This is a genomic window from Fimbriimonadaceae bacterium, assembly GCA_023957775.1.
Lineage (GTDB): Bacteria > Armatimonadota > Fimbriimonadia > Fimbriimonadales > Fimbriimonadaceae > JAMLGR01.
This window is the reverse complement of the sequence record JAMLGR010000009.1, coordinates 33,313-49,982: the sequence shown is the minus strand read 5'-3', so window position 1 is coordinate 49,982 and position 16,670 is coordinate 33,313. Positions and strand designations below refer to the sequence as shown.

The 16,670-nt window shown below is 64.5% G+C and carries 18 protein-coding genes and 1 tRNA gene; 7 read left to right on the top strand and 12 right to left on the bottom strand.

Features of this window, described 5'->3' with window-relative positions; translation table 11 throughout:
- The first annotated feature begins 54 nt into the window (after positions 1–54).
- On the top strand, positions 55–909 hold the full coding sequence (locus M9921_09195; GenBank protein ID MCO5297020.1) for a carbohydrate ABC transporter permease: 855 nt from the start codon (positions 55–57) through the stop codon (positions 907–909).
- Between the two features lie 56 nt (positions 910–965).
- Here the strand turns inward: M9921_09195 and M9921_09190 are convergent, their stop codons facing one another.
- The 3 genes from M9921_09190 to M9921_09180 form a co-directional block, all read right to left on the bottom strand.
- Complete coding sequence (locus tag M9921_09190) at positions 966–1,337, bottom strand: hypothetical protein (protein MCO5297019.1); 372 nt, start codon at positions 1,335–1,337, stop codon at positions 966–968.
- 51 nt (positions 1,338–1,388) lie between these two features.
- Positions 1,389–3,935 carry a DPP IV N-terminal domain-containing protein gene (locus M9921_09185; GenBank protein MCO5297018.1) on the bottom strand — a complete coding sequence of 849 codons (2,547 nt, stop codon included), beginning with the start codon at positions 3,933–3,935 and terminating at the stop codon, positions 1,389–1,391.
- A gap of 222 nt (positions 3,936–4,157) precedes the next feature.
- The gene (locus M9921_09180) at positions 4,158–5,069 is read right to left on the bottom strand and encodes a universal stress protein (GenBank protein ID MCO5297017.1); all 912 of its coding nucleotides are present in this window, start codon (positions 5,067–5,069) and stop codon (positions 4,158–4,160) included.
- A gap of 194 nt (positions 5,070–5,263) precedes the next feature.
- On the opposite strand from M9921_09180, the gene M9921_09175 reads away from it, so the two are divergent.
- Complete coding sequence (locus M9921_09175) at positions 5,264–5,695, top strand: Hsp20/alpha crystallin family protein (protein ID MCO5297016.1); 432 nt, start codon at positions 5,264–5,266, stop codon at positions 5,693–5,695.
- A gap of 174 nt (positions 5,696–5,869) precedes the next feature.
- Here M9921_09175 and M9921_09170 read toward each other — a convergent pair whose 3' ends face one another.
- The 3 genes from M9921_09170 to M9921_09160 form a co-directional block, all read right to left on the bottom strand.
- The gene (locus tag M9921_09170) at positions 5,870–6,514 is read right to left on the bottom strand and encodes a PAS domain S-box protein (protein ID MCO5297015.1); all 645 of its coding nucleotides are present in this window, start codon (positions 6,512–6,514) and stop codon (positions 5,870–5,872) included.
- 71 nt (positions 6,515–6,585) lie between these two features.
- Positions 6,586–7,068, bottom strand: a complete 483-nt coding sequence (locus M9921_09165) for a DinB family protein (GenBank protein MCO5297014.1) — start codon at positions 7,066–7,068, stop codon at positions 6,586–6,588.
- 20 nt (positions 7,069–7,088) lie between these two features.
- A complete protein-coding gene (locus tag M9921_09160; protein MCO5297013.1) occupies positions 7,089–7,835 on the bottom strand; it encodes a PEP-CTERM sorting domain-containing protein in 747 nt (248 codons plus the stop codon).
- Positions 7,836–8,029: 194 nt separating this feature from the next.
- On the opposite strand from M9921_09160, the gene M9921_09155 reads away from it, so the two are divergent.
- Both M9921_09155 and M9921_09150 read left to right on the top strand, forming a co-directional pair.
- Positions 8,030–9,922, top strand: coding sequence for a hypothetical protein (locus tag M9921_09155; protein ID MCO5297012.1), 1,893 nt, complete (start codon positions 8,030–8,032; stop codon positions 9,920–9,922).
- A 64-nt stretch (positions 9,923–9,986) separates the two neighbouring features.
- Positions 9,987–10,979, top strand: coding sequence for an NAD(P)-dependent glycerol-3-phosphate dehydrogenase (locus M9921_09150; protein MCO5297011.1), 993 nt, complete (start codon positions 9,987–9,989; stop codon positions 10,977–10,979).
- A 133-nt stretch (positions 10,980–11,112) separates the two neighbouring features.
- Here the strand turns inward: M9921_09150 and M9921_09145 are convergent, their stop codons facing one another.
- Entirely contained in the window at positions 11,113–12,519 is a 1,407-nt protein-coding gene (locus M9921_09145; GenBank protein ID MCO5297010.1) for a CRTAC1 family protein, read from the bottom strand.
- A 70-nt stretch (positions 12,520–12,589) separates the two neighbouring features.
- Here M9921_09145 and M9921_09140 point away from each other — a divergent pair.
- Positions 12,590–12,665: transfer RNA gene (locus tag M9921_09140), tRNA-Val, on the top strand.
- A gap of 93 nt (positions 12,666–12,758) precedes the next feature.
- Here the strand turns inward: M9921_09140 and M9921_09135 are convergent.
- Genes M9921_09135 through M9921_09120 form a run of 4 tightly spaced genes read right to left on the bottom strand, consistent with a single transcriptional unit; the run spans position 12,759 to position 14,250 of the window.
- Entirely contained in the window at positions 12,759–13,313 is a 555-nt protein-coding gene (locus M9921_09135) for a hypothetical protein (GenBank protein MCO5297009.1), read from the bottom strand.
- On the bottom strand, positions 13,310–13,648 hold the full coding sequence (locus M9921_09130) for a winged helix-turn-helix domain-containing protein (GenBank protein MCO5297008.1): 339 nt from the start codon (positions 13,646–13,648) through the stop codon (positions 13,310–13,312). Before M9921_09130 ends, M9921_09135 begins: the two co-directional genes overlap by 4 nt.
- A 22-nt stretch (positions 13,649–13,670) precedes the next feature.
- The gene (locus M9921_09125) at positions 13,671–13,949 is read right to left on the bottom strand and encodes a type II toxin-antitoxin system HicA family toxin (protein ID MCO5297007.1); all 279 of its coding nucleotides are present in this window, start codon (positions 13,947–13,949) and stop codon (positions 13,671–13,673) included.
- A complete protein-coding gene (locus tag M9921_09120) occupies positions 13,939–14,250 on the bottom strand; it encodes a nucleotidyltransferase domain-containing protein (protein ID MCO5297006.1) in 312 nt (103 codons plus the stop codon). Before M9921_09120 ends, M9921_09125 begins: the two co-directional genes overlap by 11 nt.
- Positions 14,251–14,692: 442 nt before the next feature.
- Here M9921_09120 and M9921_09115 point away from each other — a divergent pair, with 442 nt between their 5' ends.
- Positions 14,693–14,986, top strand: a complete 294-nt coding sequence (locus M9921_09115) for a nucleotidyltransferase family protein (protein ID MCO5297005.1) — start codon at positions 14,693–14,695, stop codon at positions 14,984–14,986.
- Positions 14,976–15,326: a DUF86 domain-containing protein gene (locus tag M9921_09110; protein ID MCO5297004.1), complete on the top strand. Its 351-nt coding sequence runs from the start codon at positions 14,976–14,978 to the stop codon at positions 15,324–15,326. Before M9921_09115 ends, M9921_09110 begins: the two co-directional genes overlap by 11 nt.
- 715 nt (positions 15,327–16,041) lie before the next feature.
- Here M9921_09110 and M9921_09105 read toward each other — a convergent pair.
- Positions 16,042–16,260: a type II toxin-antitoxin system HicB family antitoxin gene (locus tag M9921_09105; protein MCO5297003.1), complete on the bottom strand. Its 219-nt coding sequence runs from the start codon at positions 16,258–16,260 to the stop codon at positions 16,042–16,044.
- Between the last annotated feature and the right edge of the window lie 410 nt (positions 16,261–16,670).

Below are 16,670 nucleotides of genomic sequence, written 5' to 3'. Positions count from 1 at the left end.
CATCTCAAGGAGCCAGCGGTGAACGGGAAGATGGGGCCTAGGAAGGGGATCTCGATGAAGCGCACCCAGGTGTGGCGCATCACGTTGATCCACGTCGTGCTGGTCGTGCTGTCCATCCTCTTCCTGTTTCCGCTCATCTGGATGCTCTCCACCTCGGTCAAGCCGATCGAAGAGACCATGCAGATTCCGCCGACGTGGATCCCCAAGCACTGGAATTGGTCGAGCTACGTCGACGCGATCACGTACGGGAGCGACAAGGTCGGGTTCATCCCGTTCGTGATCTACGCGCGCAACACGTTGCTGTTGGCGATCCTCGGCGTCGCCGGAACCTTGTTCTCCAACTCCGTGGTGGCGTACGCGTTCTCACGGCTTCGGTGGCCCGGACGGGACATCGCGTTCGCCGTCACGCTCGCCACGATGATGGTTCCGTTCCCTGTGCTGATGGTGCCCATCTACGAGCTGTTTCGCAACCTCGGTTGGATCGGCACGTTTCGGCCGCTCTGGGTGCCGACGTTCTTTGGCAGCGCGTTCAGCATCTTCCTGCTCCGCCAGTTCTTCCGCACCATCCCGTTCGAGCTCTCCGAGGCCGCGAAGCTCGACGGCGCCTCCGAGTGGCGCATCTTCCGCGATGTGATCGTCCCGCTCGCCAAGCCGGCGCTCGCCGTGGTCGCCCTGTTCCACTTCATGGCCACGTGGAACGACTTCCTCGGACCGCTCATCTACCTGCAGGACCAGGACACGTTCACGCTCTCGCTGGGGCTGCAGTTCTACCAAAGCCAGCACGGCGGCACGCAGTGGAATCTGCTCATGGCCGCCTCGACGATCGTGGTCGCGCCCGTGATCATCCTGTTCTTCTTCACGCAGAAGCAGTTCATTCAGGGGATCGCGGCGACGGGGCTGAAGGGGTAGGGACGGGAGTCGGGAATCGGGAGTCGGGAGTCGGGAATCGGGAATCGGGAATCGGGCTAGCACTTTTCTGAGCGTGCTTTGCCTCGCGAGGCGATTCTGCCGGCGGCGAAACAACAGAGCGAAGCAAAGAGGAACCCCAGCGCTGGAGAGAGGGCCTTGCCGTTCCCTCCGCTCCACTGCAGCAGCCAGTAGACCCCGAGAACGGCGAGGGCCAGACCGTCGAACGCGAGGGCCCAGGCGAGCCATCTGGGCGGCACCATCAGCGACATGGAGAACAGGGCCCAAAGGCCGAACATCCCGTTGAGGTCGTCGAGCGGATTGACCCCGACGGCAAAGGACAGGACGGTGGCGCCCAAGAGAAGAACGCCACCGAAGATCTGCCGGATCAGGAAGGGTCCGATCCGGTCGCTCGTCCAAATGGAGCCCATACCGTTCCTACGACAAACGACAAACGATAAACGACAAACGATAAACGACTCCTACCCTCCCCGATGGTCGTCCATGTCCGCGCTGTTGCGGTAGTTGTCGCCCAGCAGGTGCTCGGCGAAGTACTCCATCAGCATCTGGTTGAAGTAGCCTTGCATGTCGCCGTAGCCGTGGGCCTTGCCCGGCATGATCATGAGGTCGAACCGCTTGTTCGCCTTGATGAGGGCGTTCACGAGCCGGATCGTGTTGCCGGGGTGCACGTTGTTGTCCATGTCCCCGGTCACCAGGAGCAGCTTGCCTTTGAGGTTCGGCGCCAGCTCGATGTTCGTCGGCACCTTGATCTCGAACTTGGACACGAACTCGCCGTCCTTCAGCTCCATAACCTCCTTGAGGCCGTGGTTCTGCTCGGACCAGTTCTGGTTGTAGATGTTGTTGTCGTGGTTGCCCGAGCTCGACACGCCGACTTTGAAGAAGTCGTTGTACGGAGGCTGCATCAGCGCGGCGGCGGTCATGAACCCGCCGCCCGAGTGGCCGTAGATGCCGACCCGGTCGATGTCGATCCACGGGTGGAGAAGCGCGAGCTGCTCGATGCCGGCCTTCTTGTCGGCCAGGCCGTAGTCCCGCAGGTTGTAGTAGCCGAAGCTGTGGTACGCGTTCGATCGCTTCGGGTTGCCCCCACGGTTGCCGATCTGGATCACGATGAACCCGAGTTGCGCGATCCGCTGGTTGTTCGCCGTCGCGCTGAACGTGCTGATGACGCTCTCCGTCTGCGGACCGGGATAGACGTTGGCGATGATCGGATACTTCTTGGCGGGGTCGAAGTCGATCGGCTTCCACATCACGCCGTAGATGTCCGTCGTCCCGTCCGCGGCTTTCACCTGGAAGGTCTCCGGCATCTGCCAGCCCGTTTCCCGAAGGCGGGTGAGATCCGTCTCCTCGAGTTCCATGACGACCTTGCCGTTCGCGTCGCGCACCACGGCTTTGGGGGCCATGTCCGCGCGCGAGAACACGTCGACCGCGAACTTGCGTGAGGGGGCAAGGGTCGAACTGTGGTCGGCATCGCCGGGATCGATGAGCTTGAGATCCGAGCCGTCGAACTTCACCCGGTAGAGGTGGGTGTAGTAGGGGTTCTCGCCCTTCTCGCGGCCCGTGGCGGTGAACCAGACCTCCTCGGTTTTGGGATCGACGGCCGTCACGCCTTCGACCCGCCACGGACCGGAGGTGATCGCGTTGAGGAGCTTGCCCTCGTAATCGTAGCGGTAGAGGTGTCCCCAGCCGGAACGTTCCGACCACCAGATGAAGTCGCCTCCGGGCTTGATCTCCTTCGTGGGCTGGCGCTCGAGGAACCCGTCCACGATGGACTCGGGGATAAGGCACGTGGTCTCGCCGCTGGCGAGGTCCATCTCGCAGAACTCGCTGTTGCGCTGCAGGCGATCTCGCCGCAGGAACCGAAGCTTGGTCGAGGAGCCTTCGCGCCAGTCGATCTCGGAGACGCGCTGGTCCTTCCACTTCTCGACCTTGAGCCGTTTGAGCGTTTTCGTGGCGGGGTCGAAGGCGAACACCTCTTGCTGGGGCACGTTCTCCTCGCCGGGCATCGAGTACTTGTACGACATCAGCGTGGGCCGGGGCTCGGCCAACACGTTGACGAGGTAGAGCTCGGCGACCTTGCGGGAGTCGGTCCGCGTGACGAAGAAGGACTTGGAGTCTTTCGACCACGTGACGTTGGCCCGCACGCGCGTTTCCGGGGCGGGGCGCTCGGTGCCCGTCTGCTCGCCTTCGTCCTGTTGCTGCTGCTCCTCCTCTTGTTGTTGCTGTCTTTGGAAGCCGCCGCCCTGGCCCCGGGCGCCGAAGCTGTAGTTCTCCTCGCCGTCCTTGGTGAGCTGGATGGGGTGCTCTTCGTCCGAGACGTCCACGTAGAACAGGTTGTGGTCCTGCGCGTAGACGTAGGCCTTCTTGTCGGGCGACTCGTTCTTGAAGCTGGTGCGACCCCCTTGTCCGGGAGGGCCTCCCTGGCCGCCTCGGCGTCCCCCTCCGCCCCCGCGCCCCTGGAACGCGCCACCGCCGCCCGCAGGGGGCGTCGGGGCTTTGCCCAGGGTCTTCAGCACCTGGGTTTCCAGGTTGTATTCAAAGCGCAGGCCTTCCGCGGTGAAGGAGATGGTCTTTGCATCCTTGGAGAACGTGAGCGTGGTGATGGGAAGCGTGTTGACGTCGAACGGCTTCTTGGTGGCCTCGGAGAGTTTGGCGGCCATGTCCGCGCTGTCGAAGAGTGGCTTTTTGGACTTCTCCTTGGGGTCGACCACGGTGAAGGTCGTGCCGTCGCTGCTTCGCCACGAGTACCAGAAGGAGTCGGTGTCGTTGATAAACCGCGGTTGGATCGAGGTGCTGTAGACGAACGGGCGCAGCGCCTCGGATGTGAACCGATTGGCAAGGGCCCAGTTCGCCCGGTTGCCTTCGAGTCCCGCGAGCACGGCGGTGCCGATGGTGTGGCCCTGAGCGGGGGCTTGCGCGGCGCACAGGCTCAGGCCGGCCAACAGGGCAAGGCGGAGGAACGACGAAGAAGCGGGCGCGCAGGCGCGCCGGGAAGAAAAGAACGCAGTCATGGGCAAAAGCCTCCCTCCCGAGGAGCTACGTAAATCTACCGTGCGGGGGCGGGCGGTGGGTTCCGAATCGGCCAAAACCCTGTACATTTCGATTAGAGCCCTATACTGCCCGACCTCACCCAGCTTCCCAATCCCGGCCGGAACCAGGGGGCGAACGCGATCGGATACGCGGACGGCGGCGCGAAGATGGCCGCTATCGGCGAGCACTTTTGAGTTCCCCCGCTATCCGAAGGGCAGCACATCGCGCACGATCAGCACCGAGCAGGGGGCCGCAGTGGCGGTCTCGTACGCGCAGCTTCCCGTGAGGAGCCGTTCGATGGTTCCGTGGCGGTTCGCGCCGAGAACGATCAGGTCCACATCGTGCGTTTTCGCCTCGTGCGCGATGGCGGCCGAGGGGCGTCCCGCCGACGTGATGGGGATCACCTCGGCCGCGCAGCCCTGCAAGCGCTGTGCGGCCAGTTCGGCCACGGCTTGGGCGCCCGTCGTTCGGTCGCTGGCGCGCACGATCGGCCAGCTCGGCACATTGTCCACGCAGAGGACAAACAGCTTGCGAAACACCGGGTCAGGGAACGCCTCAAGGCTCTGGATCCCCATGTCCGAACCGGGCGATCCGTCCACGGCGAGCAACGCGTCGAGATGCTCCTTCTCGACGATGCGCTGGTACGAACCCTCGGGAGGCACCTCTTGGAAGTGCTTGCCCACCAGCACCGAGGCGCCGCAGTGGAGCACAAGGTGTCTCGACACGCTCCCCAGAAGCATGGCGGTCACGCTTCCCGTGACGCCGCTTCCCACGACGACCAGCGAGGCGTCCTTCTCCTGCGCCAAGCGCTCGATCTGCTCCGCAGGGTCTCCGTCGAGCAGGGCCATTTCGGCTTGGAATCCCTGCTGCTCGATCCGTTCGTGGACGCGCCGCAACGTCTGGTCTGCGACCATGCGCTGGATGCGCTGGTTCTCGCCGATCCAGGTGTCGGCAGCCAGCGTGGCTTCGGGGATCAGGCCGATCCCGATCGGCACGCTGGTGTGCACGGCCATCGCGACGGTGACCATGCTGCCGGGGGGCAGAGGCAACTTTGAGCAGACCGCTTCCGCGAGGTCCGCCTCGATCGCTCCGTCTGTAGCTAGGATGACGCGCATGTCGACTCCTATGAGTGTACGGACGACCTGGCAGATGCTCCAGTAGACGCTTCCCTGTCATCCAAACCATCTACATGCGGCACCCGGATTCTGTCCTCGGAATGAATGACGGGGAAAGGGTGTCTTGCCGGAGCCGGGGTCTGCCCCCACACTGAAGTCAGTCAAGTTCGCTTGGCCAGGGAGGATTTGCCATCATGACGACTCGGTTCGTCCCCGACGTTTCAAGCCCGGACCTTTTCGGTCAGGCGCGGGAGCGTTGGTTGGGTGAGTTGGCGTCGCCGCGGTGGATTCCTCCAATCGATGTTCGCGAGACTGATCGCGAATGGACGTTCTTGTTCGAGCTCGCTGGGCTCACAGAGCAAGACGTCGAGGTTGAGGTGCGGGGCGACCTCCTGACGGTGCGCGGAGAGCGCGGGTTCGGCGACGAGGGGCGAAAGGAAGAGTTCGTCTGTCTCGAGCGGGGCCATGGCGCTTTTCTGCGATCGTTCAAGCTCGACGAGCCCCTGACCCCTGAGAACGTGGAAGCCAAGTTCGACAACGGCATCCTCACAGTCGTTGTCCCGAAGGCGAAGGCGATCAGACCCCGCAAGGTGTCGATCCGCTCAGCCGATCGGGTACTTGGTTAGGCGAATCGGGCATCGCCCGCATAAGCCAATTGCACCTCTTGCGGGCCGATCGTCTAACCCCCCAGACGGTCGGCCCGCCCTCTTGTGGGCCTTGAGCGGCTTGGGAGCGGCGGCAGGAGTGGGAGTCGGGTATCGGGTGCCACGCCCGCTCGTCGGGCGTGCGGTCACGGGGGCCTAAGGGGCTTCTCCGGCGGGGCGGATGATGCACATGATGCGCATTCCCGCCGCCGATTCGGCGGGCGCCAGCGTGGCTGCGATGCGAAACTCGCGGCCCAGCCGGTGCCTTCCCACGGTGGAGAGGTGCTCGCCCATGCGCCTCCGATCCGCGCCCGACGTGTAATCCTCCCGGTGGCGTTTGTGGACCTCGCGATACCGATCGGGAATGAGCACCGTCAAATCCTGGCCCTCGAGTTGACCCAGCTCGTAGCCGAACAGGCGGCAGGTCTCCCGGTTGGCCGTCTCGATGACCCCTTGCTCGTTCACGATGAGGATGGCGTCGGGAGCGTGCTCGATCAGGTCGCGGTAGAAAGAGTCGTTCTCCACTGGAGGCTGGGCGCTGTGCTCGCGCAGCTCGGTCAGAAGCTGCTGGTTGCGCTGCTTCAGCTCATCCACAAGCTCTTGAGACTGTTCGCGGACGAAGCGCGCCACGAGTTCGGAGCGGTTGAGGGGGCCCAGCTTGATCCGGATGCGCCCCCAGTACGTCGCGACCGTCGCCTCGCTGATCCCGAGAAGATGCGCGATGCGCGTGTCGGTGTGTCCCGACGCCGCAAGGTCGAGCAGTTGGTGTTCGCGTTCCGAAAGCGTCTTCCTGCGATCCATGGCGAGTTCCCTAGAATCATACACGGAGGCGTCCGGCTTCTGCCGAGGGGTGTGCCCAGCGCGAGCCGTTTCTACGCCGGAAATCCGGGAGCGGTGCGGATTAGGTGCACCTGCCCCTGGTGGTAGCCCGAGTGGAACGCGATGCGCGCCAAGGCGCCGGTACCGTCGATCACCGGTCCGAGCGCGCTCACGATCTCCTTGGCGCGGACCGCGTCCGACGGATTGCCGATTACGGGCTCGACCATCGCGCGGGCGTCCGCCAGGGCCTCCGCGACCAGCGTCGGGGTGATCTCTTCGGCCGCGAAGGGGAAGGGGTGGTCGTTCACGACCCCCTCGGTCGCCGCCGCCTTGATGCGCGCATGAAGGGGCGAGAGCGCCGTCCCGAGCAACTGCGAGAGAAATGAGACCTCCACACCCGCCACGTGGAGCGCCATCTCGCCGATGGTGAGGGCGTTGGAGTGGAGCCTCCAGTTCAACTGTTCGGCGGACAGGCCCTCGAGCTCGGCGTTGAAGCGCCCGCGCGAAAGCGTCCAGGATGCGGCGAAGTCGGACATATCAGGACGATACCGTCCCGTCACCGTCGGCGGCGCGGACGAAGGGCGAGGGCGCCCATCGCCAGAACCGCCAGGGTGGCGGGTTCGGGAACTGGGTTGGCTTCGACCCAAGAAACGCCCGCTCGGCCCGAGGCCGAAGTGGTGTTGTCGCCGAAGAACAGGAAGTCGGGGGTTTCGTAAGGGTCCGGGAACCCGGTGAACGCGGAGTAGTCCTTCCGGGTGCCGTTCATGATCGTTGTCCCGTTGGCCTTCAGCTCGAACGCGTTGCCGACCATGGTGAGGTCGTATCGCGTGAGGCTCGTGGTGTCGAGGAACGCGCGTTCGCTGGACGGCGAGTGGATGAACAGGGGCGTCTCCTGCTGGGCCCAAACCTCGTCCTGCCAGAATCCCAGCTCGACCCCCTTGGCGTCGCTCCCCAGGACGATGATGCTGAAACCGGCCCGGTCCGCGAGGCCGTCGCCGTTCTTGTCCGCGCTTGCCGCGCTATGGGTTTCCGCTTGGATTTGGATGTCGAAGCGGACGGTGAAGCCGGTGCTCGCATCGAGGCTGAACGGTGCGGTGCGTCCCCAACCTGCGGCGAAGAGGTCGTTCGCCGTGGTGTCGAGGTTCGCCATTCCGCCGCCCGTCGAAGCGCTCCCGCCGGTCGCCGCATAGCTCCACCCCCACGAAGCGTCGTCGGGCAGGACGCCGGAGGAGCCGTCGTAAAGGACGTTCGCTCCCGCGGCGGCGGGGAGCAGGGCAAGGCTGGCGAGAAGCAAACGATTCACCCTACCAGTATGCGACGTCGGGACCGGAAGGCCAACTGGCAGGAATGCCTGGTGGGCTTGGTCGGGATGACTTGGGTGGCGGCCGCTCGGGATGACGGCGGACGAACCTTCCTTTGCGCCCTTCGCGTTCCTTGCGTGCAACACGCCCCCTACCGTCCATTGCATGCAACGTGGCAGTTACTTATACTGTCCGCATGTGGATTTCCGCGATCCTCGCCCTGTCCATCGCCAGCGCGCCAGGGAACATCTCCATGCAGGGGCGGACCAAGACCGGCGCGCCCGACAACATCCCGCACAAGGACGTTCCTTCCGACTCGGTGGAGGGGCGGCGATATGTGGGTGGCGGGATTACGGTCACGACGCACTCCTATTGGGCGCACGTGACGAGCGGCGAGTACCCGTTCAAGGCGACGTGCGTGCTCGCTTGCAACGGCAAGAAGCACCTCTCGCACCAGCAATGCGACACGACGTGCGACTCGGCCTGCACGGCGCTGCACCAGCACACGTTCACGCCCGAGTTCGAGTTCGAGACGGCACCCGGGGGTGGCGCCCCCTCTTGGGAAGCCGGGGTGGCGAAGGAGATCGCCAAGGCCGGGGGGAGAGCCTCGCAAGCCGGCCCTTTGGCCAACCAGGTCCGCGACGCGGCGATGAAGCCGATCCAAGACCACGTGTCGGAATACACCTACACCTACAAGAGCGGACACTGGAACGACAAACCTTGCTCCTCGCAGTCGCGGACGTTCCACTACAGTCTCTATTCGCTGTTTTGCGCCTACTCGGTGGTGAAGGACGGTCGTCTGCTGGCCAACGCCACATCGCTCGTGGGCACGATCAAGATCCCGCATCAGGCCTTTCACGAGGAGGATCCCGTGGAGAGCTGCGCATGCCAGATCGTGCCGGAGCAGAGACGGGCCATCGATACGAAAGGTCTTCTGATTCCCAATCCCACGGGCACCTGGACGCACGGCATGATGCTTCCCAATCCCCAACCGGGGAAGGGCTACAAGGTCGGGGGTCTGGTGATCGACAACGAGGGCGATGGGAAGTACTGTGCGGTTCCCGGTGGTGACGCATCGAAGTTCGGTGTCACGACCCGTATCCAGGCGAAGGATCTCAACAACTTCAGCCTCGAGACCACCAACGCGACGGGGCAACTCGTCAGCATGGGCCTCCTGCCGGGAACAACGTTCAAGCCCGACAGCGGAGGATTCCAGAGCATGGTGAACCTCGACTTCCTCCAATGGGACATTCCGCCCAACTCGACCGCCGAGATCATCGTCCGCCACGGCCCCTCCGTTGTTGATGCGGTCGAAGGGTACATGGCGTGCCTCGACATGGCGAAGAAGCAGCCCGACGGGAAGGTGGGCTATTCGCTGGTCGCGACCACGGACCCGACGATCCTCGACCTCGGATTCGCCATTTCGCAGCAGCGCTTCCGCGGACCCTGGAATCAGGCACAGCTGTGGGCGTACCGCGACGGCGCCTCGATCGACCAGATCAACGAGCGGCTCGGAATCGGGGTGAGCACGTCGCACTATCTCGTGGGTATCTACGAGCTTGCACACCTATACGGCGTTCCGCTCGACGAAGCGAAGTACAAGGGGGTATGGGATCCGAAGCTGCTCCTCGCGCACGCCGCGGAGGCGGGGCAGATCGAGTGGCTCGTGGACGGGTTGACGCGCCACGATGCGAAGGGGTTGGCGGCGTGGGTGCGCAAAAACGTGGGGGCGTTCGCGCCGTTGTTCGAGCCGGGGGGCCAGGAGTGGTACGTGCCCCATGCCGCGCACGTCGCGACGTCGCTGTGCCACGCATCGAACGCGGACGTCCAGGCCGCGGGGCTGGAGTTCTTGGAGAAAGGGGTTCCGGTGGCTGCGCGGGCGCGGATGCTCGAGGCGGGCGGCCTGGATGGGCTGGTGCAGCTCGCGTGGGGGGACGGTCCGAACCAGAAGCGAGCCCTGGCGATCGCGGAGATGTTCGACCCGGCGTTGGCGAAGGACCTCAAAACCCCGCCCGACCCCAACGCACCGATGCCGGAAGTCAAACCACCGCCACAGCGCCACCGCGCCTCTTCCAAGAGCTTCCCCTAGCGGCCCTTAGCGTCCTTTGCGTGCCAATCCCTTCTGTGCCTCAATGCCAGAGTAATCTGCCTGCATGACGGTCACGGTTCTAGGCGCCGGCAGTTGGGGCACGGCGCTGGCGATCTTGCTGGCGCGCAACGGCCACCCCGTGCGGCTGGCGGGCCGCGAGCGCGACGAAGTCGAGGCGATGAGGCAGGCGCGCGAGAACCTGCGCTATTTGCCCGGGTTCGCGTTCCCCGACGGGTTGGAGGTCGCGTGGGACGGCGAGCCGTTGCCGGAATGCGGGGTGTGGATCGTAGCGGTTCCTTCGAATGCGGTGCGCGAGGTGATGCCGTTTTTGACGGGCGCGGCGCCGCGCGCGATTCTGGTGAGCAAGGGGTTGGAGCCGGGCTCGGCCAAGCTGGCGGCCGAGGTGGCCGCCGAGGTGCGTCCCGACGCGGACGTTGCGGTGCTGAGCGGTCCGAACCTGGCGGTGGAGGTCGCGCGCAAGATCCCCACGGTCGCGGTGGCGGCGGCGCGGAGCTTGGAGTCGGCGCGCGAGGTCGCGCTGCTGTTCAACTGCGGCACGTTCCGGGTGTATCTGAGCGACGACGTGCGCGGCGTGGAGCTGGCGGGCGCGCTGAAGAACGTGCTGGCGATCGGCGCGGGCATTTCGGACGGTCTGGGGTTCGGGGACAACACGAAGGGCGCCTTGCTCGCGCGTGGGCTGCGCGAGATGACGCGGCTGGGGGTGGCGATGGGTGCGCGCGTGGAGACGTTCATGGGGGTGGCGGGGGTCGGCGACCTGTTCGCCACCGCGGCCAGCAGCCTGTCGCGGAACTACCGGGTGGGTCGGTCGTTGGGCGAGGGGCGTTCGTTGGCCGACGCGCTCGAGGCGATCGGCCAGGTGGCCGAGGGCGTACCCACCAGCGCCGCGGCCGTGCTGTTGGGGCGCCGGCACGCGGTGGAGACTCCGATTTTCGAGACGATCCACCTTGTGATCCACGGGCAGTTGACCCCCATGCAGGGGGTGGCGAAACTGATGGAGAACATCCCCAAGCCCGAGGGCTTCCCAACAAACGGCTAGCCGTGTGTGAGCGGGTGCCACGCCCGCTCGACGGGCGTGAGTTCCACGTCCGAGCAGAGAGTCTCAGCGCGCCCATCCAGCGGGGGTGGAACCCAGGGTATTTGCGACCGTCACTTCAACCGTTCAACCCGACTCAGTCCCTGTTGAGAGACTTGGGCGCAAACCGAACCTCGACGATGGTTCCGGGCCGGGCGCCTCGAACCGTCTGCACCGTTTGGTTCGGCCAAAGCACCTCGAGGTCCACGGGGCCTTGGTGCGCCCCCAGCCCGAAGTGGAGGGTGAGGTCGTTCTGGTTGCCTTCTCCGGTGCCGGCCTCGACCTGGCGGGTCAACGTTTCTTCTCCCAGACGGATCCGCACTTGGGCGCCGATGGCGGCTCGGTTGACGCTCTTGCCGTCGCCGCGCAGCCGCACCTCAATCCACTGATTCGGCGTGCCCAGGTTCACGAACAGCTTGCCGTCAGTCACTACGTCCAGGTCGCCATCGCGATCGAAGTCGGCCCAGGCGGCCTGGTAGGTGGGTCCCAGGAAGGAGAGGCCCGCCGTGGCGGTGGCATCGGTGAGGGCAAACTTGCCGTCGTTGCGGTAGAGCACGGGGTAGTTCTTGCGCCCGAAGCTCGCCGTGGCGTACACGGTGGTGAACAGCAGGTCGAGGTCGCCATCGTTGTCGACGTCCCCCGCGGCGGGGCTCGCGTAGGACTCTTGGTAGAACACGCCGCAGGAGCCCCGATCCTCGAACTTGTAGCCGCCGGCGGCGCCGAGGTTGCGCAGGAAGCGGGACTTGGGCTGGTCGCCGCGCGAGTCCACGTGGGCGAAGTTGCCGGCGAACAGATCGAACTCGCCGTCGTTGTCGAAGTCGGCCCAGCACGCGCCGATCGAGTGCCCTCCGCCAAAGCCCTCGGAGGTTGCGACGGCGTTGCGCGCAGGCGCGACGTCTTGGAACGCGCCTTGGCCGTCGCCCCGCCAAAGGCGGTTGGGCATCAGGCGGTAGTTGGAGACGTAGACGTCGAGGGTCCCGTTGCGGTCGAAGTCGCACGCTGTCACGCCGCGGGCGCGTCCGGTCGCATCGGTCCAGGCGGCTTCGAAGGACGTGCCGCCCCGGTTGATGAGGAGGATGTCGGGGTAGGTGATTCCGGCGTCCCAGTCCTCGTAGCCGCCGATGTAGAGGTCGACGAACCCATCACCATTGAAGTCGCCCCAGCACGCGCCGCGGGACACGGTCTTGGGGAGTTCGGGCAGCGGTGTGGGTTCGAATCCGGAGCCGGCGTTGCGCCAAAGGCGGGGCGGCGACCACGAGAACAGGTCGACGCGGCCGTCGTTGTCGAAGTCCGCGGCGACGGATGGTCCGGTGTCGGCGATCTTGGTGAACCGCACGCCCTTCTCGTTGTGCCAGGCGGTGCCGCCGGCGCACAGGTCGGGCCAGCCATCGCCATCGAAGTCGGCCCAGCACGCCCCATCGCCTCCGATGGCGAGTCCAAGGGCCTGGGTGCGATCGAGGAACACGGGGCCCGGCGCCGCGATGAGGAGGGCAGCCGCGAGCATGGTTCGAGTATGGGCGATCCCACCACGCTTGACACCCACCCCCGTCGGATTCCATACTCAGGCGTCCTCCGGGCGGTTAGCTCAGCTGGTAGAGCACTACAATGACACTGTAGGGGTCACAGGTTCAAGTCCTGTACCGCCCACCATTTTGCAGGTGGTCCGTTCCGGACACAGGGGCGACAGGTTGTTCTGGACACATAGGTTGCACCTTGACAGCTCGTAGCGATTGCGGGCGTCTTCTAGTGGACATCGTCCAAACTCTGGATGAACTCCTGAAACTTCCCAGTCTCTCCGTGTCGAGCCGCCCAGTCTCCTATCTCAGCGAGATCCACATCCGACGGCCGGGCTTGCGCCACGCCCCTGGCGGCGGCCAGCGCCGACCGATCGCGGTACCAGAAGAAGCTCGCGAGCCTATCCCGTACGCAATCGGTCGGTGTGAGTATGTGAAGGACGGAGCCCGCCTCCTTCATAGTCGCGTACCGCTCCACCAACTCGCTCCCGATGCGGATGTCCTCGCCGGGGAAGTCAAGGGTGGTTGGAACCGCCGGATGGACGTAGGTTCCTCCCTGCTCGGTGAACCCCAGAGTGGCGATTGCCGCGCGAAAGTCGGCCGCCCGTTTGACCACGTAGACAATAAAGTCGGCGTCGCGCGATTGGTAGACGTCGGGTGCGTAGATCGTTGCCGCGCTTCCTCCGGTGAGAACCGCGGTGACCCCGAACTGCTCAAGGACGGTGCAGACCTTGAACGCGATCGTTCGCAGGTCGTCCTCGGATTCGATCTGAATCGCCGTCAAATCTGTTTGCCCCGCTTACGTGGTCGCCGGCGAAGCGATTCGGCTGCTGCTGCGGTTTCATTGTCCCGGCGGGCGAGCGCCGAAAGGAGTTGCTTGAGCTCCGGCCCCGCGAAGTAGCGGTCATCGAGTCGCACGCGGCGCTCGCGCCCAACCGTGCGCCCACTTACAACTCCCTCCTCCTCCAGGGCTGAGACGATGCGTTGGACCGTCTTGAGGGTTGCGCCAAGGAGCTTGGCGATCTCCGAGGCGTGCGTTTCCTCGAGGAGGTGAATGAGGAGGAGCACCTGGGTACGCCTCCGAGTGCCGAAGATTTTGAGGGGCGAGAGAATGCTCATGTACGTCTATCATGACGTGATATCACGTCAGAACGGACCTGGATCGTCGGGTTGAACTGCAAAGCAGACGCCTTCCACGCGACGGTGGATCGGCGCGACGCATTACCACGTGGCTGCCCCTTTGCCGCTGGAACTCAAAACCGACCTTCTCAAGGACCTTGCGCAGGGATGCGCCGCTCACCATCGCCCGAAGCCCCTCGTCCTCCAGGTAGTCCGCCTCGGACTTGTCTTCGAGAAACTCGAGTGCGTTGCCTCCCTCGCGGAGGATATCCTCGAGCCACTTGCCCGCCTCACGATGCATACAGCGTCACCGCACCCGACTGGGCGCTACGCCGGAGCCTCGAGTTCTCGATGGCGCTCTCTTCGAGAAGGTCGACGGGACGGTCGAAGAGGCCCTCGAGCTCATCGTGCAGCCCAAAGAACTGAACGCCGAGGCGCATCCCCACCGGGGGCGGCCCAAACTCCACTAGGAAGTCCAAATCGCTTCGCTCGGCGTCGAAGTCCGCCCGCGCAGCAGATCCGAAGATCTTCAGCCGCCGCACGGCATACTTCTCGCAAAGTGCCTCCAGAGCCTGCCGCGTCGCATCATCGAGGCTTACCATCGCTTCATTGTAGCGCCGTGGGCAGTGGTTCCCTGGAAATCTCGCGCTCTGGCTCGGCGCAGACCGGAGGCGAACTGCTAGCCCTATTCGCTAACCCTATCGGTGCGCCGTGAGGTGTCCCCAGGTTCCGTGAGGTGCCCCGAGGTGCACCTTGGTCGAACTCGCGAACCTGGCTAGCCAACAATGACACTTGTAGGGGTCACAGGTTCAAGTCCTGTACTGCCCACCACTTCTAGGTTCAAAGCGACCATCTTTGTTTTTCCGATGAGAGAGACCTACTGAGAGACCGGGTGTCGGTGCTGACCGAAAACTGCACCACGGTGCCCCAGAGGAAATCCACCACGCGCCCAGGCATCATACGCCATCGCGTCCGGCCCCTCTTTGGCTAGGCCAGGCCTTTCGAGGTTCGCCCAGCTCCTGCTTCAATCTACAATCAGGAGCGATGACCCCTGAGAGCGTTGCCGAAAAACTAGAGCCGCACCGCCACGAGTTCCAGATGCGGTACGGAGTCGAGGAGATCGTGCTCTTCGGGTCCGTCGCCAGGGGGGAGGCGACGGAGGAGAGCGACGTCGACCTGATGGTGCGTTTCGCGCGCCCACCGACGTACGAGGTGTTCTTGGACCTTGCCGACGGTCTGGAAGCCGCGCTCGGCAGGCCCGTGGACCTGGTGACCGCTACGGCTGTGCGGACGCGTCTGCGGTCGCGCATCGCCAAGGAGGGAGTCCGTGTCGCGTGAGCGGGACGACCTCCTCGCCGACATCAAGGAGGCGGCTGAACGGGCCGTCCGGCATGTGCACGGCCTTTCCAGGGAAAGGTTCCTGGAGGATGAGAAGAGCGTCGACGCGGTGATCCGGTGCCTACAGATCGTCGGCGAGGCCGCCAAGCGGGTGAGCGCAGCAGACCGGGCTGCGCTGCCACACCTGCCGTGGCGAGCCATGACCGGTCTCCGAGACCGCTTGGTCCACGACTACCTGGGCACGGATCCGGAGATCGTGTGGGACGTCGTCAGCATCCAACTGCCCGCCCTCCTCGCCTCCCCGCCGTTCCCAGAGATCGCCTCGGACCAGGATGCTTGATCTGGCTTCCCGAGGCATGTCTCCTGGGTAGTAGTCATTCATGCTGCGATCCCAAGTGGAATCGCTAACCCTATTCGCTAACCCTATCGGTGCGTCGGGAGGTACCACCACGTTCCTAGAGGCGCTTCCCGGTGCATCGCCTTCGAATCCGGGAACCTGACGAACCGACAATGACACTGTAGGGGTCACAGGTTCAAGTCCTGTACCGCCCACCACCGATTTAGGGTCCGTTCCGGACACATAGGTGACAAACCGTTCCGGACCCATAGGATAGACCCTTAGTGCGGTGTCCTCGTCCAGCTTGGACGGGAAGACCTGATCCGGCGGCTCCCTGTATTCTTTGCCGGAACTCTGGACAAGCCGCTGACTTCAAATGGGTGGAGCCTTGTCCAGCTGCTCGACCGGCGTGAGGTCGTGTCGGCGCTGATCGAAGAGTGCACCACCGTGCTGGCCTAAGAGTTCACCGCGCGCGACGAAGTATTCTCGACGCGATCACAAGAGACTTTGCAACTGTTCGACCGTGAGTCCAGCATCGGCGAGGATCTGGCGCAGAGTTCCCGGCCTCAAGACGCGGTGATCGGGAACGACGACACGCGTCGGCGGATCGGAGCGGCGCATCACCATGTGGCTGCCTCTCTGTCGCTGGACTCAAAGCCGACTTTCTCAAGGGCCTTCCGGAGGGATGCGCCGCTCACATCGGTGGGCAGCTTCGCCATCAGGCGCTTGCCGTCAACTCGATGGTCGCCTGCTCGGCCTCGAGCGGAACGGTCTCGCCGGCGGCAAGGCAATCCTCGACGTAGGCCTCGGCAGCCTCGCGGATGTTGAGGAGCGCCTCGTCTCGCGTGTCCCCTTGGCTCACACATCCCGGCAAGGCCGGCACCCGCGCCACAAACCCGCCGTCGGGCTCTTGGAGGAGGATCACCGTGTACTTCATGCCTGATTGTAGACTGTTCTCGGGATGGCGTCGGCAACGGGTAGAGCATTAACCGTCACTCAAATGTCTCTCAGTTGGAGGAGACGGTGTGAGACGTCCTGAGACGACTGCAGACTCGGAGACCGCAGTTTGAACCTGCCAGAACTCCCATGACACTGTAGGGGTCACAGGTTCAAGTCCTGTACCGCCCACCACCGATTTAGTGGGTCCGTTCCGGACACATGGGTTACAGTTTGTTCCGGACACATGGGTGACACCTCGGTTGGCCCATACGGGTCTAGGAACTTTCAGCGGTCATGCAGCCCGGGTCTCACGACTCCAAGCGCAAGAGGTGATCACCCCCGCGGCCTCGGGTAGCCGATTTGTTCAAGGAAAGCAGCCGCTTCATCCAATCCCGAAGGGTGACCTCG